Source organism: Streptomyces sp. NPDC004838 (assembly GCF_053600955.1).
Genome location: NZ_JBSGAW010000012.1, coordinates 104,107 through 125,968 on the forward strand (window position 1 = coordinate 104,107; position 21,862 = coordinate 125,968).

Sequence of the window (21,862 nt, forward strand, 5' to 3'; positions counted from 1 at the left end):
TGCAGCCGCCGGATGTGCGGCACTCGGCAGAGGCGGACGCCCGCGCTCTCCGGCCGGCGCGCATGAGGCCGCGCGATGTGCTCAAGGTCGGTGCGGTGGGGCTGCGCACTCGTCCGCTGCGGGCCTTTCTCTCCGCGCTGGGCATCGCGATCGGCATCGCCGCGATGGTCGCGGTGGTGGGGATCTCGTCCTCGTCCCGCGCCGAGCTCGACCGTACGCTCGACGCACTGGGCACCAATCTGCTGACGGTCTCGGCGGGTTCGACCTTCACCGGCGAGAAGGCCAAGCTGCCCTTCGAGTCCGAGTCCATGGTCGGCCGGATCGGCCCCGTGGAGTCGGTGTCGGCGATCGGCGAGATCCCCGACACGAACGTCTTCCGCAGCACGAAGATCCCGAAGGTGGAGACGAACGGTCTCTCCGCCTTCGCCGTCCGTACCGATCTGCGCGAAACGGTCGCCGCCGAACTGCGCACCGGCGCCTGGCTGAACGCGGCGACGGGCACATACCCGGCGACGGTCCTGGGTGCGTCCGCCGCCGAGCGTCTCGGCATCGGACGGGTCGATCCGAACACCCGGGTACTGATCGGCGACAAGCTGTTCACCGTCGTGGGCGTCCTCAAGCCGGCTCCCCTGGCGCCGGAACTGGACTCGGCCGCGTTGGTGGGCTGGCCGGCAGCGAGGTCCGAGCTGGGCTTCGACGGACATCCGACGACCGTCTACACCCGGTCCGAGGAGTCCGCGGTGGAGAGCGTACGGGATGTGCTGGGGGCGACCGCCAGCCCGGAATCGCCCAATGAGGCCGATGTGTCCCGTCCCTCGGACGCGCTGGCCGCCCAGCAGGCGGCGGGCGAGGCATTCACGGGCCTGCTGCTGGGCCTGGGAGCGGTCGCGCTGCTCGTGGGCGGTGTCGGAGTGGCCAACACCATGGTCATCTCGGTGCTGGAGCGGCGTGCGGAGATCGGGCTGCGACGCTCGCTGGGGGCCACCCGAGGTCAGATCCGTACGCAGTTCCTGGCCGAGTCCCTGCTGCTCTCCGCCCTCGGCGGGTTCGGCGGGGCGGTGCTGGGGTCCGGTGTGACAGCCGGTTACGCCGTCTATCAGGGCTGGCCGTCGGTGGTCCCGGCGTGGGCGGTGTTCGGCGGCGTCGGGGCGACGCTGGCGATCGGCGCGCTGGCCGGTCTCTATCCGGCCGTACGCGCCTCCCGCCTCTCCCCCACCGAGGCACTGGCCACGCCCTGACGCCGTGACCGCGATCGTTCACCGCCCCGCGAGGAGCGGAGGAGGCCCCACGAGGAGCGGAAAGAACGAAACGGTGGGTGCGACGGCTTCGAGCCGTCGCACCCACCGTCGTCGACAGCGTCAGGCTTCCACGCTGTCCTTGTCCTTCTCGGACGTCCCGCCGTCCTTGCCCTCGCCCTTGCCGGTCGCCCCTTCGCCGGCGGCGGCCTCGGCCAGTTCACGCTCGGACTGCTTCTTGGAGGCGATGAGGCTGGTGATCGTGGTGACGATCAGCACACCGCAGATGACCGTCAGCGAGAACGGGATCGAGATCTCGGGGACGCTCACCCCGCTCTCGTGCAGGGCGTGCAGCACCAGCTTGACGCCGATGAAGCCGAGGATCACCGACAGACCGTAGCTGAGGTGGACCAGCTTCCTGAGCAGTCCGCCGATGAGGAAGTACAGCTGTCGCAGACCCATCAGCGCGAAGGCGTTGGCCGTGAAGACGATGTACGGGTCCTGGGTCAGGCCGAAGATCGCGGGGATGGAGTCCAGCGCGAACAGGACGTCCGTGGTGCCGATGGCGAGCATGACCACCATCAGCGGGGTCAGAATGCGCTTTCCGTTGTTCCGGATGAAGAGCTTGGTGCCGTGGTACCTGTCCGCGACGCCGAACTTCTTCTCGATGGACTTGAGGAGACGGTTCTCCTCGAAGTCTTCCTCCTCCTCGTCGGAGCGCGCCTCCTGGATGAGCTTCCAGGCGGTGTAGATCAGGAACGCGCCGAAGATGTAGAAGACCCACGAGAAGCTGGCGATGATCGCGGCGCCCGCGGCGATGAAGATGGCCCGCAGGACCAGGGCGATCAGCACACCGACGAGCAGCACCCGCTGCTGGAGGTGGGACGGCACCGAGAACTTCGCCATGATCAGCACGAAGACGAACAGGTTGTCGACGCTGAGCGACTTCTCGGTGATGAAGCCCGCGAAGAACTCCCCGGACGACTGGCTGCTCCCGAAGATCAGCAGACCGATGCCGAAGAGCACGGCCAGAACAATCCAGACGATCGTCCAGATTCCGGCTTCTTTGATCGACACGTCATGGGGCTTGCGCCCGATGAGGAAGTCGACTGCGATCAGGGCACACAGACCGAGAACGGTCAGCACCCACAGGGTCAATGAAACGTCCACTGCGCCTCCGGCGTCGTACGGCTACTTGATCAGCGTCGTCGCTGCCGGAGGTCTCCTCCACCCGGGTGGCCTTGCCACCGCGGGCCGGCGCCCCGGGACCTTCTGGTCCGTATTGACGGGCACGCCGCATCCGGGAGTACTCCCCTCCGCTCGCAAGGAGCGTACAGGACAGCCCAAGGAAAGGTAAAGGGCAAGGTAAAGAGCTATTCAAATATGCAGGTCAGCGGCCTACTTAGGTCAACGCCCCCAGGTCCTGCGGGCGGCGGTCACCCGGTCCAGCACCTGGCGCAGGATGTCACTGCCCGGCGGCACCGAAGGCGGCTGATAGGTCCAGGAGTGCCTGACCCAGGGATCGGCCAGATGGTCGTCGGGGACCGGGGTGATCCGCAGCAGCGAGCGCCACAGCGGGTCGAGCACCGGCCCGTACGCGCTCGCGTCCTCGCGGTCGGCGACCATCATCAGGTGGACGCCGACCGAGGGGCCCTCGTCGGCGAGGTAGCGCAGCTGGGTGACCGCACGGTCGTCGAAGCCGTGCGGGAAGTCGTTGACGATGAGCAGTTGCTCGGAGGTGTCCAGGTCGGGCGGCAGGGCGTCGGGCGCGCCGCCGCGTACCGCCATGGTCACCAGGTCCACCCGCTGGGTCAGTTTGGCGAGGGTCTCGCTCACACCTCGGGCTCCTGCCGCGGGCGGTGCTGCCAGGACACCGGACTGGACCAGCGGTGCGAGTGAGGCGGCCGCCGTGCCCGCCGGATCGATCACATGGACCGTGAAGTCGCCGGGCGGGTAGACGGCGAGCAGCCGGGCCGCGTGGGTGACCGCGCAGTCCATGGCGAGCTTCCGCAGCTGTGCCTCGTCCAGCATGATCGCGGCCTCGGAGCCGGCACGTCCGGCGTCCACCCACAGACCGCGCTCCAGCGGCAGCCTGATCAGGAACGGAATGCGCAGCTCCGGGCTCTCGGGCAGCTGGAGATCGCCCAGGCGCAGTGCCATCGGGGTCTCCATGGGCACCCGGTAGGCGTGCCAGACGGGGTTGTCCCAGCGGGCGAACGAGGGCGGCAGGGCGGGTTCGACCACATCGGACTCGGCGGAGAGCTGGGCGAGGTCCCGGTCGAGCGACTGGCGGGCCTGTGCGGTGAGCTGCTCGCACTTGGCGCGCGCCGTCTCGCGCGCGGCGTCGCCGGCCCGGCCGATCCGGTTCCGCGGGTCGGACAGGGCCCGGTCCAGCTCCTGGTCCATCCGGGACTCGGCGAACTCCACGGCGCTGCGGTAGGCGGCGACGGTGCGGGCGAGGTCCTCGAACATGCCCCAGATCTGGTTGTAGAGCCGCTCTTCCATGGACCAGCCGGTGGCGTCGCCCGCGACGGGCCGCGCGGGCCGGCCCGGCTCGGCGGCGGGAGCGACCGGGGGCGGCGGGGGCGGTGCGGAGCTGCGGCGCGGGTGCGCGTAGTCGATGGGTCCGCCCGGCACCGTGGGGGCGCCGGCCGTGTCGTCCTGCTGGGTGTCGGCGGGTCCGGACTGCGCTCCGCCCGAGCCGGTGAGCCCGTCCGGGACCGTGCTGTCCGGGCCGGGGGAAGGCGTCTGGCCGGGCCGTGCGCCGGACGAGGGGCGGATGTACGCGCCGTCGGCGGCGCTTCCCGTGCGCAGCTGGGCGGGTTCCGTCCTGGGCGGGCGTACGGCGACCGAACGCTGGATCTCGGCGGCCTGCTCCCCCGCCCGCGCGACTCCCTGGTCGCCGAGCAGCTGGGCGAGTCCTCCCGCGTATCCCTGTCCGACGGCGCGTACCTTCCACGCGCTCTGGCGGCGGTACAGCTCGAAGGCGACGAGCGCGGTCTCGCTGTCCAGGCCGGTGATGGTGAAGCTGGCGACCTCGGTGCCGTCCCGGTCGGTGACGGCGAGGAACGGGGAGGCGGTGGCCCCGAAGTGGGCGGGTCCGCCGGCGGCTCTGGGGAGGGCCAGCACCATGCTGATCTGGTGCACCGTGGCGGGAACCGCGTCGAGGTCGACGGTGAAGCGGGGCGCTTCGGTGGCCCCGCGGGGGACCTCGACGCCGGGCAGCACCGGTGCGCCGGGGTGGGCGAGCCCGTCGTCGCGTACGGACCTGTGCTCGTCGGAGCAGATGGCGCAGGCCACGACCGGATGACCGGCGGACACCCGGATCTCCAGGCGGGTGTCGGGCAGCGGATGGTTCTGCCCACGGACCAGCTCGGCCGTCATCGCCTTGTCCCCTCGATGCTGTAGTCGGTCGGGTGCCGCGCCGCCGACACTCGGGGCGCGCGGTGCCCGATGGTGGTAGTGGTGCAGCTCCCGGCGGCCTGGCTGCCTCCGGGAGCTGCGTGTACGTCCGTGACCCCGGCCGTGCCTACAGGTGCGGCAGGATCGCCGGCATCAGGTCCTGGAAGGTGCGTCCGTTGGCGGGGTTGCCGAGGGCCGTCATCTTCCAGCCATCGCCGACGCGGTGTACCTTCGCCATGATCTGCGCGGTGTACTTGCCGCCGCCGTCGAGGGTGTAGCGGGCCAGTTCCTGGCCGTTGGTCTCGTCGACGATGCGGCAGAAGGCGTTCTGCACCTCCTGGAACGTCTGGCCGGTGAACGAGTTCACCGTAAAGACGATCTGGTCGATGTGGACCGGTACTCGCTGGAGGTCCACCAGGATGGCCTCGTCGTCCCCGCCCGAGCCGGCGCCGCCGACCAGGTTGTCACCGGTGTGCCGCACCGAGCCGTCGTCGCTGACGAGGTGGCGGAAGAAGACCACGTCCACGGGCTGCTTGTCGGCGAAGAGCACCGCCGAGGCGTCCAGGTCGATCTCCTTGGTGCGCGAGCCGAACAGACCGCGGCGGGCAGCCGCCTGCCAGCCGAGCCCCATCCGCACTGCCGTGAGGGTGCCCCCGTCGCTCTTCTGCAGGCTGATGGCCTGACCCTTGGTCATATTGACCGTCACGCGCTGTCCCCTTCTCACTGAAAGTGCCGCGCCCATATGAGCGGCTGGTCAGCACCCTACGCAGTCACGTCAATGCTGCGGCACGATTGGCTGGTTTTTGTGTCGGTCTTGCAACACACCAGGTGTGCGGCCCTGTGCACACCGGATCGGGGTCCCGAATCACATCGGGCGCACCCGGCTCAGGCGAGACCCGCCTCCTTCATCTGGCGCAACTCCTTCTTCAGTTCACCGACCTCGTCCCGCAATCTCGCGGCCACCTCGAACTGGAGGTCGGCCGCCGCGGCCCGCATCCGCTCGGTCATCTCCTCGATGATTCCCGACAGTTCGGCTGCGGGCCGGTCGGTGAGGACCGTGCCCTTGGCGCCGAGCGAGGGAACCGGGGCCTTGGCGCCCTTGCCGCCCTTGGCCGCTGTCCCGCCCTTGGGCTTGCGGTACTCGGTGCCGAGCAGTTCTTCGGTGTCGATCTCCTCGCGCGCGATGGTGGCGACGATGTCGTTGATCTTCTTGCGGAGCGGCTGGGGGTCGATGCCCCGCTCGGTGTTGTACGCGATCTGCTTCTCGCGCCTGCGGTTGGTCTCGTCGATGGCCTTCTCCATGGCGCGGGTGATCTTGTCCGCGTACATATGGACCTGGCCGGAGACATTGCGCGCCGCGCGGCCGATCGTCTGGATCAGGGAGGTGCCGGAGCGCAGGAAACCCTCCTTGTCGGCGTCGAGGATCGCCACCAGGGAGACCTCGGGCAGGTCGAGGCCCTCCCGCAGGAGGTTGATGCCGACCAGGACGTCGAACTCTCCGGAGCGCAGCTCGCGCAGCAGCTCGACCCGGCGGAGGGTGTCGACGTCGCTGTGCAGATAGCGGACCTGGATGCCCAGTTCGAGGAAGTAGTCGGTGAGGTCCTCGGCCATCTTCTTGGTGAGGGTGGTGACCAGGACGCGCTCGTCCTTCTCGGTGCGCAGCCTGATCTCGTGGACCAGGTCGTCGATCTGGCCCTCGGTGGGCTTGACGACGACCTCGGGGTCGACGAGGCCGGTGGGGCGGATGATCTGCTCGACGAAGCCGTCGCCGCGGGAGAGTTCGTATGTCCCCGGGGTGGCCGACAGATAGACCGTCTGTCCGATCCGTTCCGTGAACTCCTCCCACTTCAGGGGCCTGTTGTCGAGCGCGGACGGCAGCCGGAAGCCGTGCTCGACGAGGGTCCGCTTGCGGGACGCGTCGCCCTCGTACATCGCGCCGATCTGCGGGACGGTGACATGCGACTCGTCGATGACCAGCAGGAAGTCCTCGGGGAAGTAGTCGAGGAGGGTGTTGGGCGGAGAGCCGGGGTCACGGCCGTCGAAGTGCATCGAGTAGTTCTCGATGCCGGAGCAGGAGCCGATCTGGCGCATCATCTCGATGTCGTACGAGGTGCGCATGCGCAGCCTCTGGGACTCCAGCATCTTGCCCTGCTTGTCCAGGTCGGCGAGGCGCGCCTCCAGCTCCGCCTCGATGCCGCTGACCGCCCGTTCGAGCCGCTCGGGGCCCGCGACGTAGTGGGTGGCCGGGAAGACGTGGAGCGACCGGTCCTCGCTGAGGATCTCCCCGGTGAGCGGATGGAGGGTGGAGAGGGCCTCGATCTCGTCGCCGAACATCTCGATGCGGACGGCCAGCTCCTCGTAGACCGGGAAGATCTCGATGGTGTCGCCGCGGACCCGGAACGTGCCCCGCGTGAACGCCGTGTCATTGCGCGTGTACTGGATGTCGACGAAGCGGCGCAGCAGCTGGTCGCGGTCGATCTCCTCGCCGACCTTGAGCTGCACCATCCGGTCGACGTACTCCTGCGGGGTACCGAGGCCGTAGATGCACGAGACGGAGGCGACCACGACCACATCGCGCCGGGTGAGCAGGGAGTTCGTCGCGGAGTGGCGCAGCCGCTCGACCTCCTCGTTGATCGAGGAGTCCTTCTCGATGTAGGTGTCCGACTGCGGAACGTACGCCTCGGGCTGGTAGTAGTCGTAGTACGAGACGAAGTACTCCACCGCGTTGTTCGGCAGGAGTTCGCGGAACTCGTTCGCCAACTGGGCGGCGAGGGTCTTGTTCGGCGCCATCACCAGGGTCGGGCGCTGGAGCTTCTCGATCATCCAGGCGGTGGTCGCCGACTTTCCCGTGCCGGTGGCGCCGAGCAGGACGACATCCTTCTCACCTGCGCGGATTCTGCGCTCCAGGTCGGCGATGGCCGTGGGCTGGTCGCCGCTGGGCTGGAAGGGACTGACGACCTCGAAAGGCGCCACCGTACGTTCGATCTCGGAAACGGGCCGCATGGGGTCAACCGTACGACTCCCCACTGACAACCGGGGGCCGACGCCGTCCCGGGGCCTTCCCCGACCCGGCCGGGCGGCTGGGTTCACGGGGTCCGGCCGGTTCGGGCGGGACCCCGGCCCCGGCTCGGCCGGCTCGGCGGTGGCTACCAGCCCTCGACTCGCGGGGCCTCACGGGGCGGGACGGGGTCGGCGACCCAGCCGGCGGACTGCCGTTCGAAGAGCGATTCGGGGCTCTGCGGGGGCACTCCGAGTGTGACGGCCTGCTTCTTGCCGGTCTTCTTCTTCTCCCACTCGGGCTCCCCCATGACCAGCAGAGGATCGAACATGACGACGACTCCGGCGAGCAGCAGGAAGATCGCGGGGCCGAGCAGCATGGGAAGGAGCAGGGTGGTCGCCGACTCCCCCACGCCCGACGAGCCCCGCGCACCGTGCAGATGGACGCTGATCGCGGCCATGCCGGTGTAGTGCATACCGGTCACCGCGACGCCCATCACCAGGCTGGCGCCGAGACTCGCCAGGAAGCCGTGCACGGACACGGCCGCCCAGAGAGCGGCGGTGGCCGCGACGACGGCGATCACGACGGAGAGGATGACCGTGAAGGTGTCGTACTGGATGCTTCCCTGGAGCCGCATTCCCTCCATGCCGAGGTAGTGCATCGAGGCGACTCCGAGGCCGGTGATCGTTCCGGCGGTGACGAGCGTCATGGTCGTCGCGCCGCGGTATCCGACGATGAAGAGGCCGATGCCGACCATGAGGATCGCGACCGCGAGGCTCGCGAACGTGATCGGACGGTCGTAGGTGATCGGTGCCTCTTCGACCGTGAAGCCCATCATGCCGATGAAGTGCATGGTCCAGATGCCGGAGCCGATCGAGGTCGCGCCGAGGACCAGCCATCCGGCTTTGAATGTCTCTGTATTGCGCACCGATCTCGTGGTGCAGCGAAGCCCGAGCGCGGCACCGAGACAGGCCATCACAAAGGCGGCTACAGGGGTGATCAACCCATAGGAGAAGCCGTCCAGAGTTCCGTGCATGAATGTGTCCTTGTTTCGTAAAATCCCGCGGTTCCCTCGTGGTGCTCGCGCGATCCCCCGGTGGAACATCCGTTCTGGGGGGAGAGTATGGCCCCGAGGCCGTTTGGCAAATATTCGGGCAGAGATTTATCTCCGCAGAAACCGTCACGTGACGCGTTCTGGGTGGATTTATTCACTTTTTCCCCGCACTTCGCCTGCTTCTCGTTGAGCTCTGAAGGCCACTCCCGTCACATCCGGGACCCGGTGACAGGAGAAGGCAAGGTGTACCCACGCCCCTCGGGGCGACCGCCGTCGATCCGGCCGACCGGACGGGCGTCGTCCGGGTCGGGAACGGCGTCCAGCGCTGTCAGTGGGTGGTCGTACCGTGGTTCGCATGAACAGTTTCGAGTGGGCCGTCGTGCGGACCGCCATCGGGCCACTGCTTCTCGCCGCGACCGACCGCGGCCTGGTCTGCGTGGTCTTCCACGCGGACGAGGGGATACGGGAGAAGGCGCTGCGGCAGTTGGCCGACCGCCTCGGCGCGGACCCCGTGGAGTCGTCGGCCGGTCGGCTCGCCGAGCCGATACGCCAACTGGAGGCGTACTTCACCGGCGACCTGCGGGAGTTCACGCTCCCGCTTGACTGGTCGCTGTCGAGCGGCTTCAACCGCCAGGTGCTGCGGGAACTGGCGGCCGGCGTCCCCTTCGGCGCGGTCGTCGGATACGGCGATCTGGCGGCGCGCGTCGGTCAGCCGGGCGCGGCACAGGCTGTGGGAGCGGCGATGGGTTCCAATCCGCTGCCGGTGGTGGTGCCGTGCCATCGGGTGGTGGAGTCGGGCGGCAAGCTGGGCGGTTTCGGCGGTGGGCTGGCGACGAAACGGAAGCTGCTCGCGCTGGAGGGCGTCCTTCCGGAACCGCTGTTCTGATGTCGTAGGACGCGCTCTGGCACCGGCGGCGGAGCGTCGATACGGTGCCGCGGTCCGTACGGCTCCGAGGGGGACGCCCGTCGCCGACGCGCGGGCCCGGAGACCGGAGCCGGTCCGCGCGTGGGAAGGAGCCCGGAAGCGGTCGCGTCCGGAAGCGGTTGCGTACGGCCTCGGGCCCAGTGGCACACTGCGCAAGTGAGCCCGAGCCCCGACGTACCTGATATATCCGGCACCGACAGCCCCCGGCCCAAGGGGGCGGTCTCTCCTCCGGACCCAGCGGTGGCGGAGCCTACGAGTGCCTCCGGCGGCTCCGCGGCGGCCGGGAGGTCCCCGGCCGACCGACGGTTCGCCGGGGCCCCGGACCTTCGACCGGTGTCCGAGGACGAGCTGCCCGCCCTCCGTCGCCGTGTCACCGTCGCCCTCGTGGCGAGTCAGATCCTCGGCGGGCTCGGCATAGCGACCGGCGTCGCGCTGGCGGCCATGCTGGCCCAGCAGGTCACCGGAACCGACGCGTTGTCAGGACTGGCCTCCACCGCGTCCGTGGTCGGTACGGCTCTGTTGTCCGTACCGCTGGCGGCGCTGATGACGGCTCGCGGGCGCCGGCCAGGACTCGTGCTGGCCTACACGATCGGGGCGGTGGGCTCGGGCATCGTCGTACTGGCGGCCGTCGTGGGGAACTTCCCGCTGCTGCTCCTGGGGCTGGCCGCGTTCGGCGCGGCGAACTCGGCGAATCTGCAGGCGCGGTTCGCCGCCGCCGATCTCGCCCTGCCCGAGCGCCGTGGGCAGGCGATCTCCCTGGTCGTCTGGGCGACGACGATCGGCGCGGTCCTCGGGCCCAACATCGCCGCGCCCGCGGGCCGCACCGTCTCCGGGCTCGGTATCCCGGCCGCGGCCGGGGCCTTCGTCTGGGCGGCCGGGATCTTCCTCCTCGCGGCGGCGCTGCTCCAGGTGCTGCTGCGCCCCGACCCACTGCTCACGGCCCGCGCCCTCTCCCCCGCAGGCCGCTCCCGCGAGGGACGCTCACTGGGCGCCGGCGTACGGGCCGTTCGCGAGTCGCCGATGGCCGTACTCGCGCTGGTCACCCTCGCCGTCTCGCACACCGTGATGGTGTCCGTCATGTCGATGACACCGGTCGCACTGAGCCATCACGGTGCCGGAATCCAGTTGATCGGCCTGGTCATCAGCGGTCATATCGCGGGCATGTACGCCTTCTCCCCGGTGATGGGCCGACTGGCGGACCGCTACGGCAGGCTCGCGGTCATCGGGCTCGCCATCGCACTGCTCGCCACCGCCACCCTGCTCGCGGGCACGGCCGGGGCGAGCCATGCGCGGACGTCCGCCGGACTGTTCCTCCTCGGGCTCGGCTGGTCGGCCGGTGTCGTCGCGGGCTCCGCCCTGCTGACCGACTCCGTGCCCCTGCCCTCCCAGGCGCCCGCGCAGGGCCTGTCCGACCTGGTCATGAACGCCGCCGCGGGCGTCGGCGGGGCGCTCGCCGGACTCGTCGTCGCGCAGGCCGGCTACGGCTGGCTGAACGTCATCGCCGCGGCTCTGCTGCTTCCCCTGGCCGCTCTCACGGTGCGCAGGGCGATCGGCTGAAGGGTTTGGGCGGCCGTTCCCCGTGCAAGGGGATGGGACATGTCACTCACCGAGGTATCCGAGGAAGTACGGGAAGCGCTCGCCGCGCACCGCCCCGTCGTCGCCCTGGAATCGACGATCATCGCCCACGGCCTGCCGCGTCCCCGCAATCTCGCCGTCGCGGCGGAGCTGGAAGGGCTCGTACGGTCGGCGGGCGCGGTCCCCGCCACCATCGCCGTACTGGACGGTCTCGTCCATATCGGCCTGGACAAAAGACAGTTGGAACGCGTCGCCCATGACGACGATGTACGGAAACTCGGTCACCGCGATCTCGCCCCGGCCCTGGCCACGGGTGCCAGCGGAGCGACGACCGTGTCGGCGACGGCCTTTCTGGCCGCACGGTCCGGAATCCGGGTCTTCGCGACCGGCGGCCTCGGCGGGGTGCATCGCGAGTGGACCCGGTCGCAGGACGAGTCGGCGGATCTGCGGGTGCTGGCGCAGACCGGGATCGCCGTGGTGTGCGCGGGAGTGAAGTCGGTGCTGGACGTTCCGGCGACTCTTCAGCGGCTGGAGACGCTGGGCGTGGGGATCCTCGGATTCAGGACGGACCGGTTCCCCGGCTTCTATCTCACGTCCTCGGGAGAGCCGGTCGACTGGACGGTCGACTCCCCCGAGCAGGTGGCCGAGGTGATCCGGGTACGGGAGGCTCTCGGGCGGCCGGAGTCCGCGCTCATCGTCGCCAACCCGGTCGCCGAGTCGGATCAGCTCGATCCGGCCCTGCACGACCGCGTCCTCGCCGAAGCGCTGGACGAGTGCGCTGAACGGGGCATCGTGGGGCAGGCCGTGACGCCGTTTCTGCTGGACTTCCTGACGCGGCGGACCGAGGGCGCGTCACTGGAGGCCAATGTGGCGGCCGTCCGGGGGAATGTGCGGCTGGCCGCCCTGATCGCGGCGGCGCTCTGAGCGTGGGGCGCGGCTCCTTGAGCGCTGACCGGGCGGATGTGACGGACGAGACGGACGAGGCGCACGGTCCGCGGCACGGCGGCCGGCCGGAGAGCACTCCCCCGTCCCCCGTCCCCGCCCTTCTGGTCGTGGGCGACGTCGTGACCGACATCGTGGCCCGTCACTCCACGCCACTCGTCCATGGCACGGACACCACGGCCCGGATCCATGTCCTCCCCGGCGGCGCCGGCGCCAATGTGGCCTGCTGGGCCGCCCACCGGGGACAGCGGGACGTACGGCTCCTCGGCCGGGTCGGCCGGGAGGAGGCGGAGTGGCACGCGGACCGGCTGCGGGCCGCCGGGGTGCGTCCGCTGCTCGTACCGGACGACACCGCCCCGACCGCGACGGTCATCGCGCTCGTCGACGCGACCGCCGAACGGACGTTTCTCACCGACAGCGGCGCGGTGCTGCGCATCTCCCCCGCCGACTGGTCGCCGACGCTGCTCGACGGCGTGGGACATCTCCATCTCTCCGGCTATCTCCTCTTCTCCGAGACCAGCAGGCAACTGGCCTGGATGGCCCGGAAATCGGCGCGGGCACGCGGGGTGCCGGTGAGCGTGGACCCGGCCTCCGCGGGTTTCATCGCCCGGTGGGGTGCCGACCGGATGCTGGCCGCCCTCGACGGTGTGGACGTCCTCGTCCCGAACGCGGACGAAGCCAGTCTTCTCACCGGTCTGTCCGATCCGGCGGACGCCGCCGTGTCGCTGAGCCGCCGGGTTCCGCTGACCGTGGTCACCCTGGGCGCCGAAGGCGCGCTGGTGGCTCGGTCGGGCACGATCACGGCCCGTGTCCGGGCGCCCGCCGTCCGGGCCGTGGACTCCACGGGTGCGGGCGACGCTTTCGCCGGAGCCTTCCTCGCCGCCCGGCTGGCGGGCGCGGACGCCGTGACAGCGGCGGCCGAGGGGTGCCGGGCGGGAGCGGAGGCGGTGACTCTCATCGGCGGCCGGCCCGCGCGCCCGGCAGGCCCCCGGCCCACGTCTCCTTCCGCTCACCGCGGGGAAGGGCACGCTCAGCCCAGCCCGCCCCACGCCGGATGACGCGGATCGTCGGCTCGTACCACCACATCGGCGGCCTCACCGGGCCTCACCTCCTCCTCGTACCGCTGGAACGCGGGCAGCGTCCAGTGCGCGCCTGGCTCTGTACGCCGCCGCAGCGCCGCGGGCGACAGCCGCAGATGCACGGTCAGGTCGAACGGGAACCAGTGCCCTAGGAGGAACGGGCCGTGCAGCAACAGCACGCCTCCGGGAGGCAGCCCCGTCCTCCGGCTACGGGTCGCCCGGTCGGTCACGGGATCCCAGAGGTCGGGCAGCACCTGCCCGCTGCCTCCCGCCTCCAGGGGCCGGAAGACCTCACGCCACAGGGCGCCCGTGTCGAACCAGCCGCTGTAGTAGGTGTCGGGGTCCTCTCGCCCGTACTCGTACCGCAGCGACGCGGGGCGGAGGAATCCGCCGGTGCCGACGGTCAGTGCGCCGCGCCCGCGCAGCCGCAGCGCTTCCTCGACCCGCCCGGCGAACTCCCCGCCGCGAGCGGCAGGGGCCCCGTCCACCCCGATGCGCAGCCAGGGGCTGCCGTCTTCGGCCTCGGTCTCCATGACCTTGTCGGCGATGGCTTCGGTCAGCCGCTCCCAGGTGATCGCTTCGAGTCTCACCAGTCCATCATCCTGCGGGCGGGATCGTCGAGCCTTTGGCGACCAGTCGCCAATCACCGAACTGCGGATTCCCGGGTACGGAGCCGGCGGGCACCGGCGCGGCATCGGTGAAAGGCGCACGACGCCGGTGGAAACGGAGCGGGCCCGGGGGCGTAGCCGGCCCCCGAGCCCTGAGGTGCCGCCCATTCGGCACGCCGGCACGCTTGAGGACCCGAGTCAGTCGTCATGTCGTCGCGTCCTGCCTTTGGACCACCGCACATCGAGCTGTGCGGGCCGGACTTGAACCGGCATTTCGACGTCCGGGGGCTCGGGCCCGGTCGATCCGGCGATCGGCGGCGAATGCTGAATCTGGAGCAATAGTCTGAGTCTGAAGGCGGTCTGCCTCTGCCGAATTGGGCTACCGCGGCCCGTACTCGTAACGCCGCGGGGAGGATTCGAACCTCCACTGGAACCACCTGATCACGACAAGCCTCAGTTTCAGCTTGCGCTCCTCGCGCACCCCGACCGCGTTCCCGCGGCCGGGGAGTCTTTGAGACTACCCGCTAGCCGAACAGATAGCCGAACACCGCGTCGCCCACCCTCTGGTCGGTGACCTCGGCGCTATTGGCCTCCTCACGCGCGAACTTCACCGCCTGCTGCAGCTTCTCGACCCGCTCCAGCAGTTCGTTGACCCGCCGGGCCGGCAGCGCGCCGGAGAACTTCACCGTCGTCCAGTAACCGACCGGGATGTCCTCGTAGTAGACCTCGACCTGCGCCGGGTGCTTCTCGGTCGCCTCCGCCTTCACATGGTTGCGGGGGACCTTCTTCGTACGCAGCGTGCGGACGGAGTCCGTCTTCCAGGCGTCGGTCGACGGGTCCTGCGTCCATGACTCCGAGGCGTCCAGTACCGGAAGTCTGCGGACGAACGTGTTGATGTCCGTCAACTGCTTCTCGAGGAAGAGGAGATAGGACACCGGCACATCGCCGACCAGGACCCTTCCGTCCACGGAGACATCCGCTCGGGCGGTGCAGTTGGCCCAGTCCTTGGTGGCGGTCACATCGAAGAGCCTGGTCAGCGTCTTCGCCGTCTCCCGCAGGACGTCCTCGGCCTTGACCTGAACCCGGGTGGACTCGGGCGGCAACTGCTCGCCCTCCTCGTCCTTGGGCTGGTAGGTGCGGGAGATCCCGGCGAGCAACGCCGGCTTCTGGAGGCCGTGATGGGCCGCGGTCAGGTCCTGATGCGCCTTGGACTTGACGCCCTTCTCCACTGCGATGATCTGATTCAGCTTCGCCACGTGCTCAAACTATCAACGTCACCGCAACCCCTCGAACCAATATCCGGCGCCCTCGCGGCAGTGCGCCGGAGTCCCGACATCTCGACAAGTCCCTTGGGGAGTACGCACGATGGAGACAGCCGTCATCGCCGTCATCGGCACGTTGCTCGGTTCGGTGGTCACTCATGTCCTCCAGAGCCGGACGAGCGACCGTGCCGCCGCGTTCAGCCGTGCCGAACGACTCCGCCAGGAACGGATCGCCGCGTACAGCGCCTTCGCCGGAGCGCTCGTGGACTACCGGCGCGGCCAGAACGACCGCTGGTACCGCGCGCGGGAGGCCCCGGGCGGCGCGGCGGCCGAAGAGGCCCGTATCGATTCCTACCGACTGCGGTCCAGCGCCCATCAGGCGCTGATCCGGGTCCAGTTGGTGTGCGAAGACCCCAAGACCCTTGAACTCGCCGCCTCCGCTTTCGAAGTGACGAACTGTATGCACGAGGCAGCGGACGAGGACGATCGTTCACGGCGTTCGGAGCAGGCGCGCGAGACGCTGTCGGAGTTCATCGGGGCGGCGGCTCCCGGCGTTCACTGAGCCTCGGCCGGCCGCCGGTCGGCGGGCTGCCGGGGCCGCCGATTTCAGTAGCGCACCGGCAGGGAGACGAGCCCTCTCGCGCGCATCGACGGACGCCGGCGGAGTTCACCGTCCTCCGCGTCGAGTTCCAGGCGCGGAAACCGTTCGAGCAGCGCCGTCAGCGCGACCTCGGTCTCCAGGCGCGCCAGGGGCGCCCCGACGCAGTAGTGGATGCCGTGTCCGAGCGCGACATGGCCCGCGGTGTCACGGTCCAGATCAAGGAGGCCGGGGTCGGGGAAACGGCGGGGGTCGCGGTTGGCCGACGCCAGGGAGAGCAGCACGGTCTCCCCCTTGGGGACGGTCACCCCACCGATCGTCAGATCCTCGACGGGAAACCGGCGGATGGCCAGCAGCGCCGGACCGTCGTACCGGAAGAACTCCTCCACCGCCGCCCCGATACGGCCGAGATCGTTCCGCAGGGCGGCCAGTTGGCCGGGGTGGCGGAGCAGGGCGAGGGTCGCGTTGCCGATGAGCTGGACGGCGTTCTCGTATCCGGCGAACAGGATCAGAAAGGCCAGGGACATCAGTTCGTCCTCGCTGAGCCGGCCGGCCCCTTCCGGCCCCGGCTCCTCCCGGACGGCGATCAGCGCGGACAGCAGATCGTCGCCGGGCTCGGCCCGTTTGTGCGCGAGCAGCCCGGAGAAGAAGCCGACCACGGCCGCCATGGCTTCCTTCGTCCGGCCCGGCCGTGCGGGGTCCGGCGTCAGCAGCACGTCCGTCCACTCTCGGAAGTCACGGCGGGAGTGCGGAGGCACTCCGAGCAGTTCGCAGATCACGGTGATGGGCAGCGGGACGGCGTACGCGGCGACCAGATCCGCCCGGCCCTTCGGCGCCATGGCGTCCAGCAGTTCGTCGGCGATCCGGCGGATCGGCTCCCGCAGTTCCTCGATGCGCCGCGCGGTGAAGGCGCGGGACACCAGTCGTCGGATACGGGTGTGATCGGGCGGATCCATGTTCAGCAGATTGGCGTCCAGGGCGGGCGGCAGGCCCAGTCCCCGGTATCCGCCGGGCGTGGCGTGCCGCTTGTCGAGTGCGAGCCGTGGATCGGCGAGACCCTGCCGTACGTCCTCGTACCGGGTGACGAGCCAGACCGGCAGACCGTCCGGTCCGGCGATCCGGTGCACGGGAGCGGTCTCCCGGAGCCGCTCGTACACGGCGTACGGATCGGCCAGCAGTTCGCTCGTCGGATCTTCGGTGGTCATGGGCTCACCCTAGAGAGCCAGCCGGTCCAGCCGTTCAATGAGAAAAGTCAAGCGGTTATTTTACGCCGCGATCGGGCCGAACGGTGGAAAAGTTCTCTCCTATGACCGACCGCCCACTGCTCCTGCTCGACGTCGACGGACCGCTCAACCCGTTCGCCGCGCGTCTGCCCCGTCTTCGCGGCTATACGACCCACCGGCTGCGTCCTTCGGTCTGGCTGTCCCGACAGGTGCCCGGCTCGCGGCGGCACCGCCGCGGGCTGCGGGTCCGGCTCAACTCGTCGCACGGGAAACGGCTCACCGGACTGCCCTTCGAGCTGGCCTGGGCGAGTGCGTGGATGCATGAGGCGAACACGATGATCGCTCCCGGTGTGGGTCTGCCCGCCGATCTCCCGGTTGTCGAATGGCCGGAAGTGTTCACCGCCGATCCCGACGGTCTCTGCTGGAAGACCCGTCCGATACTGGAGTGGGCGGCGGGCCGCCCGTTCGCCTGGGTGGACGACATGCTGAGCCCACGCGATATGGCGCATGTGGCGGAACACCATGACGCTCCGGCGCTGTTGCTGCCGATACATCCGAAGCGGGGCCTGCGGGACGCGGACTTCGCGCGGCTTCGGCAGTGGGCCGACACTCTCTGAGTACTGCCGCTACCTGCCCAGCAGGGTCGTGAGCGCTCCGACGGGGTCCGTGTCCGGGGTGCCTCTGGGCCACCAGTCCTCACGGGCCGTCTCCGACTCGTATCCGTACCAGAGGCCGTCGCGGCCGAGCCGGAGCTGGAGCGAGTCGGTGGACAGCCGATTGCGCCAGGGGCGGAAGTGCGGGAAATCGGCTGCCGCCAGGCTGGGCCCGGCCCGGTCGAAGGGACCGGCGGGCGGGTCCCAGGGCTCCTCCAGTACGTCGAGGGCCGGCCGGCCTCCCTGGCGCCAGGCGGCCACCGCTCGGGCGAGATCGGTGGTGGTGCGATCGGTGGCGGCGGCCAGATCGCGGTACAGGGCGCGGGTGGAGGCGGTGAGCCCGGAGCCGGGGTGGGCGGCGGCCAGGCGGACCGCGTCCTGCCAGGTGGTGAGTTGCGCGGTGGGATCGGCGCCGGTGGTGAGCAGAGCGTGTGCGCGGGCGGCCGCCTCGGAGGCGAGCAGGTCCAGGGCTATCGGGTCGGGCGCGCCCGCTGCCTGCGGATAGGCCGGCGGTCGGCCGGGATGCGCAGGTGTGGGGAACGGCGGTGGGAGAACGGGCAGTCCACGGGGGATCAGGGCGATGTGCGCCGGGACGGTCGGCGGCTCCGCGGCGGTGCCGGCGGCACTGCGCTCGGCCGCCGACCGGGTGGCGTTGCGGTGCGAGAGTGCGGCCAGGATGTCCCGCTCCCCCATGCCGCGCATGAGGAACAGAACGAACGGGTCCTCGTCCAGCAGGCGCGCGGTCTGGTAGCAGAGCGCGGCGGCGTGCTTGCAAGGGAAGCCGTCGTCCGGGCAAGAGCAGTCGGGGATCAGATCGCCGGGTGTCGGCAGCAGATCGGCCGCGGTCGCGAGCGCCTCGGGCACGTCCTTGTCGAGCAGGGCCGCGATGTGGTCGGGGCGGGAGGCCGCGGCGGCCAGAAAGTCGTCCCAGTCCTCGTCGGTCAGTGTCCGGAGCCGGATCTCCGTGCGGTACGGGCGCGGTCTGCCGCCGTGGACGTACGCCATGACCCGGCCGGGCGTGACCGTGATCGCGTCGACGTGGCCACGGCTCGCGTACGCCCGGCCGCGGCCCAGTCTGGCGGGGTCGAGGGCCACGTCCTCCAGGGCCTCCACCCAGGCGTTCCCCCACCAGCTGGAGGCGAACGCCTCGCCCGTCCGGGGCTCCAGCGCGGGGAAGGTCCTGCGGAGGTCCCCGTGGCCGTGCCGCGCGGACAGCGGCCCGGCACGACGGCCACGGGAACCGGAACCGGTGCGGCGGCCGGGGGGCACGGTCATTCGGACCTCCGCAGGGAGACGAGATCGGCCAGCTCACGGTCGGTCAGTTCGGTCAGCGCGGTCTCCCCGGATCCGAGGACCGCGTCCGCCAGCGCCTTCTTGGCCGCGAGCATCTCGGAGATGCGGTCCTCGACCGTGCCCTCCGTGATCAGCCGGTGGACCTGTACGTGCCGGGTCTGTCCGATGCGGTACGCCCGGTCCGTCGCCTGTTCCTCGACCGCGGGGTTCCACCAGCGGTCGAAGTGGATGACATGGCCCGCGCGGGTGAGGTTGAGCCCGGTGCCGGCGGCTTTGAGGGACAGGATGAACACGGGTGTCTCGCCGGACTGGAAGCGGTCGACCATGCGCTCCCGTTCCGCCACGGCCGTTCCCCCGTGGAGCAGTTGGGACGGGATCCCCCGTGAGCCGAGGTGATCCGTCAGGAGCCTCGCCATGGAGACGTACTGGGTGAAGATCAGGACCGATCCGTCCTCGGCGAGGATCGTCTCCAGCAGTTCGTCGAGGAGGGCGAGCTTCCCGGAACGCCCGGCCAGCCGGACCGCTCCTCCCGTGGCAGCCGCGGTCGCGGATCCCGCTCCGGCCCTCGCGGTACGGGAGGACGCGCCGCCGCTCCGGCCGCCGTGCTCCTTAAGGAACTGGGCAGGGTGGTTGCAGATCTGCTTGAGGTCCGTGAGGAGCTTCATCACCAGGCCCCGGCGGGCGATGCCCTCGGCGCCTTCGATGGCCGCCATCGTCTCCCGTACGACGGCCTCGTACAGCGACGCCTGCTCGCGGGTGAGCGCGACGGGATGGTCGGATTCCGTCTTGGGCGGCAGTTCGGGAGCGATGCCCGGATCGGACTTCTTGCGACGCAGCAGGAAGGGCCGGACGAGGCGGGACAGCCGCTCCACCGCGCCGTCGTCCTCTCCCAGTTCCACGAGCCGGGCGTGGCGGGAGCGGAACGCCTTCAGCGGTCCGAGGAGTCCGGGGGTCGTCCAGTCCAGCAGGGCCCACAGTTCGGAGAGGTTGTTCTCTACGGGGGTGCCGGTCAGCGCGACGCGGGCGGGGGCCGGGATGGTACGCAGGGCCTTGGCGGTCGCGGAGAACGGGTTCTTCACGTGCTGTGCCTCATCGGCGACGACCATGCCCCAGGTGTGCCCTGCCAGGCGCTCCGCGCTGGTGCGCATGGTGCCGTACGTGGTGAGCACGAAGCCGCCCTCGGCCGTGGGCAGGGTCCGGTCGGCGCCGTGGAAGCGGCGGACCGGCACTCCGGGGGCGAAGCGGGTGATCTCCCGCTGCCAGTTGCCGAGGAGCGAGGCCGGGCAGACCACCAGGGTCGGGGCGGGGCGGTCGCGGTGCAGATGGAGCGCGATCACCGTGACCGTCTTCCCGAGGCCCATGTCGTCGGCGAGACAGCCGCCGAGTCCGAGCGAGGTCATCAGGTCCAGCCAGGCCAGACCGCGCAGTTGGTACTCCCGCAGCGTTGCGGTGAGACCCTGCGGCGGTGCGATGGCGGCGGCCCCCGCGGTGAGCCGGTCGCGCAGCGCCGCGAGCGCGCCCGTCGGCACGGCCTCCACCGTCTCGCCGTCGACCTCGGCGGTGCCCGTCAGCGCCACCGCCAGGGCGTCGACCGGCTGGAGCAGACCCAACTCCCGCTTGCGGGCCTTGCGTACGACATCGGGGTCGAGGACCACCCACCGGTCCCGCAGCCGCACGATCGGGCGGTGCGACTCGGCCAGCGCGTCCATCTCCGTCTCGGTGAGCGGATCGCCGTCGAGCGCCAGTTGCCAGTTGAACTTCAGCAGGGCCTCGCTGTCGAAGAACGGGGTGCCGTCCGTCGCCGAACCGGGAGCCGGCCGTACGACAGCGGTGGCCGAGAGCGTACGCGCGAGCTCCTTCGGCCAGTGCACGGCGACTCCGGCGGCGGCCAGCCGTGCCGCTCCCGGCCCCAGCAGCTCGTACAACTCGCCCTCGGTGAGCGGCAGCACATCGGGGACGTCCCGTTCCAGCAGTCCGGCGAGCGGCGGCCAGACCCGCGCGGCCCGGCGCAGGGCGAGCACCGCGTCGATCTTGGCCCGCGGTCCGAAGTGCTCGCCGCCGTCGTCGGCCCACAGCCGGGCGGCGTCGACGACGAGTGTCGGATCGGCGAGGCTGTGCACCTGGACGAGGGCGGCGCCCGCCGTGCGGCCGTGCCGGTCGTCGTCGCCATGCCCGTCGTCGATGTCCCCGATGTCGGCGGTGTCGAAGAGCCGGGAAGCGGACAGGTCGAGCCGGAGGGAGATCCGGACCCCCGCGTCCATGCCCGCCGCCGCCTCCGCCGCCCACTCGCGCGCGCCGGGCAGGTGCTGGGCCGTGGCCGCCGCGAACGGCGCACCCACGGCGAAGGCCGCGGCGGGCGTACGGGGCAGGGTGTCGGCGACCGCGTCGAAGAAGGCCCGCACCAGGAACTCCGGATCGGGCAGCCGGAGTGGGCGCGGACCGGGTACGGGCGTGGCGTACGCCTCGTACGGCATGGCTGCGGCGATGGTCCTGAGCTGGGCGATGTCGGCGGCGTCCAGCGGGCCCGCGCGCCAGGCGTCGTGATCTGCCGTGGTCAGCCCCGGCAGCAGTCTGCCGCGCGCCACCAGATGCAGCGCGTGCAGCGCGGCGGCGCCCCAGCAGGCCGCGGCGGGGTGCGCGGCCGGATGGCTACGGGCACGGGCCAGCAGTGGCACGGCGTCGGTGACGGACAGCAGCACGGCGCGGACGGTACGGCTGTGGAGCGCCGGCGCTTCGGGCCGGCCCGCGTCCGGCGCGGGCTCCTGGACGGTCCGGCGAACGACGGTAATCTCGCCGGTCGCGCCCGCTTCGTACGGCGGGTCGCCTTCCGGGGCCCAGAAGGCGACCCTTCCCTCCCGAGGCAGCGGCGCGGGAAGGAAGACGGCGGCGAAGGAGTGCAGTGGGCGTGTCGTGCCGGACGTCATGGGTCACCTCCCGCCGTCGTCGGTCGTGTGTCATGCACCGAAGTGCTGGGATCTACGACCTTACGGGTGGGGTCTGACAGTGACGTCCGCC

General features: G+C 70.6%; 17 protein-coding genes and 1 tRNA gene. 7 read left to right on the top strand and 11 right to left on the bottom strand.

From position 1 onward, the window contains the following. Nucleotides 1-62 precede the first annotated feature (62 nt). Nucleotides 63-1,238 carry an ABC transporter permease gene (locus ACWEFL_RS16210; RefSeq protein WP_451712614.1) on the top strand — a complete coding sequence of 392 codons (1,176 nt, stop codon included), beginning with the start codon at nt 63-65 and terminating at the stop codon, nt 1,236-1,238. A gap of 120 nt (nt 1,239-1,358) precedes the next feature. Here the strand turns inward: ACWEFL_RS16210 and ACWEFL_RS16215 are convergent, their stop codons facing one another. The 5 genes from ACWEFL_RS16215 to ACWEFL_RS16235 form a co-directional block, all read right to left on the bottom strand. Continuing rightward, entirely contained in the window at nt 1,359-2,405 is a 1,047-nt protein-coding gene (locus tag ACWEFL_RS16215) for a TerC family protein (RefSeq protein WP_451712405.1), read from the bottom strand. Nucleotides 2,406-2,642: 237 nt separating this feature from the next. Continuing rightward, nucleotides 2,643-4,619: a TerD family protein gene (locus ACWEFL_RS16220; RefSeq protein WP_451712407.1), complete on the bottom strand. Its 1,977-nt coding sequence runs from the start codon at nt 4,617-4,619 to the stop codon at nt 2,643-2,645. Between the two features lie 145 nt (nt 4,620-4,764). Continuing rightward, a complete protein-coding gene (locus ACWEFL_RS16225; protein WP_451712410.1) occupies nt 4,765-5,343 on the bottom strand; it encodes a TerD family protein in 579 nt (192 codons plus the stop codon). 179 nt (nt 5,344-5,522) lie between these two features. Further along, nucleotides 5,523-7,640 carry an excinuclease ABC subunit UvrB gene (uvrB, locus tag ACWEFL_RS16230; protein WP_451712412.1) on the bottom strand — a complete coding sequence of 706 codons (2,118 nt, stop codon included), beginning with the start codon at nt 7,638-7,640 and terminating at the stop codon, nt 5,523-5,525. Between the two features lie 143 nt (nt 7,641-7,783). Further along, nucleotides 7,784-8,671, bottom strand: a complete 888-nt coding sequence (locus tag ACWEFL_RS16235) for an MHYT domain-containing protein (RefSeq protein ID WP_451712415.1) — start codon at nt 8,669-8,671, stop codon at nt 7,784-7,786. Between the two features lie 373 nt (nt 8,672-9,044). On the opposite strand from ACWEFL_RS16235, the gene ACWEFL_RS16240 reads away from it, so the two are divergent. The 4 genes from ACWEFL_RS16240 to ACWEFL_RS16255 all read left to right on the top strand — a co-directional run bounded on the left by ACWEFL_RS16240 (nt 9,045) and on the right by ACWEFL_RS16255 (nt 13,189). Then, nucleotides 9,045-9,575, top strand: coding sequence for a methylated-DNA--[protein]-cysteine S-methyltransferase (locus ACWEFL_RS16240; RefSeq protein ID WP_451712418.1), 531 nt, complete (start codon nt 9,045-9,047; stop codon nt 9,573-9,575). A 372-nt stretch (nt 9,576-9,947) separates the two neighbouring features. Then, nucleotides 9,948-11,171 (top strand): MFS transporter, encoded by a 1,224-nt coding sequence (locus ACWEFL_RS16245; protein WP_451712420.1) that lies wholly within the window; start codon nt 9,948-9,950, stop codon nt 11,169-11,171. 39 nt (nt 11,172-11,210) lie between these two features. Continuing rightward, the gene (locus tag ACWEFL_RS16250; protein WP_451712423.1) at nt 11,211-12,113 is read left to right on the top strand and encodes a pseudouridine-5'-phosphate glycosidase; all 903 of its coding nucleotides are present in this window, start codon (nt 11,211-11,213) and stop codon (nt 12,111-12,113) included. A 122-nt stretch (nt 12,114-12,235) separates the two neighbouring features. Continuing rightward, nucleotides 12,236-13,189 (top strand): carbohydrate kinase family protein, encoded by a 954-nt coding sequence (locus ACWEFL_RS16255; RefSeq protein WP_451712616.1) that lies wholly within the window; start codon nt 12,236-12,238, stop codon nt 13,187-13,189. Here the strand turns inward: ACWEFL_RS16255 and ACWEFL_RS16260 are convergent. The 3 genes from ACWEFL_RS16260 to ACWEFL_RS16270 form a co-directional block, all read right to left on the bottom strand. Further along, nucleotides 13,162-13,800, bottom strand: coding sequence for a uridine kinase (locus ACWEFL_RS16260; RefSeq protein ID WP_451712426.1), 639 nt, complete (start codon nt 13,798-13,800; stop codon nt 13,162-13,164). The two genes, ACWEFL_RS16255 and ACWEFL_RS16260, sit on opposite strands and share 28 nt — an antisense overlap. 419 nt (nt 13,801-14,219) lie before the next feature. Beyond that, nucleotides 14,220-14,319 (bottom strand) — tRNA-OTHER (locus ACWEFL_RS16265). Nucleotides 14,320-14,342: 23 nt separating this feature from the next. Next, the gene (locus tag ACWEFL_RS16270; protein WP_451712428.1) at nt 14,343-15,074 is read right to left on the bottom strand and encodes a DUF7873 family protein; all 732 of its coding nucleotides are present in this window, start codon (nt 15,072-15,074) and stop codon (nt 14,343-14,345) included. A 109-nt stretch (nt 15,075-15,183) separates the two neighbouring features. Here ACWEFL_RS16270 and ACWEFL_RS16275 point away from each other — a divergent pair, with 109 nt between their 5' ends. Beyond that, nucleotides 15,184-15,642 (top strand): hypothetical protein, encoded by a 459-nt coding sequence (locus ACWEFL_RS16275; RefSeq protein ID WP_451712431.1) that lies wholly within the window; start codon nt 15,184-15,186, stop codon nt 15,640-15,642. A 44-nt stretch (nt 15,643-15,686) separates the two neighbouring features. Here ACWEFL_RS16275 and ACWEFL_RS16280 read toward each other — a convergent pair whose 3' ends face one another. Continuing rightward, entirely contained in the window at nt 15,687-16,883 is a 1,197-nt protein-coding gene (locus tag ACWEFL_RS16280; RefSeq protein ID WP_451712434.1) for a cytochrome P450 family protein, read from the bottom strand. Between the two features lie 101 nt (nt 16,884-16,984). On the opposite strand from ACWEFL_RS16280, the gene ACWEFL_RS16285 reads away from it, so the two are divergent. Next, complete coding sequence (locus tag ACWEFL_RS16285) at nt 16,985-17,518, top strand: hypothetical protein (protein WP_451712437.1); 534 nt, start codon at nt 16,985-16,987, stop codon at nt 17,516-17,518. A gap of 9 nt (nt 17,519-17,527) precedes the next feature. Here ACWEFL_RS16285 and ACWEFL_RS16290 read toward each other — a convergent pair whose 3' ends face one another. Together ACWEFL_RS16290 and ACWEFL_RS16295 are read right to left on the bottom strand one after the other, a co-directional pair. Beyond that, nucleotides 17,528-18,829 carry an SWIM zinc finger family protein gene (locus ACWEFL_RS16290; protein WP_451712440.1) on the bottom strand — a complete coding sequence of 434 codons (1,302 nt, stop codon included), beginning with the start codon at nt 18,827-18,829 and terminating at the stop codon, nt 17,528-17,530. Continuing rightward, the gene (locus tag ACWEFL_RS16295) at nt 18,826-21,771 is read right to left on the bottom strand and encodes a DEAD/DEAH box helicase (protein WP_451712442.1); all 2,946 of its coding nucleotides are present in this window, start codon (nt 21,769-21,771) and stop codon (nt 18,826-18,828) included. Before ACWEFL_RS16295 ends, ACWEFL_RS16290 begins: the two co-directional genes overlap by 4 nt. Nucleotides 21,772-21,862 lie beyond the last annotated feature (91 nt).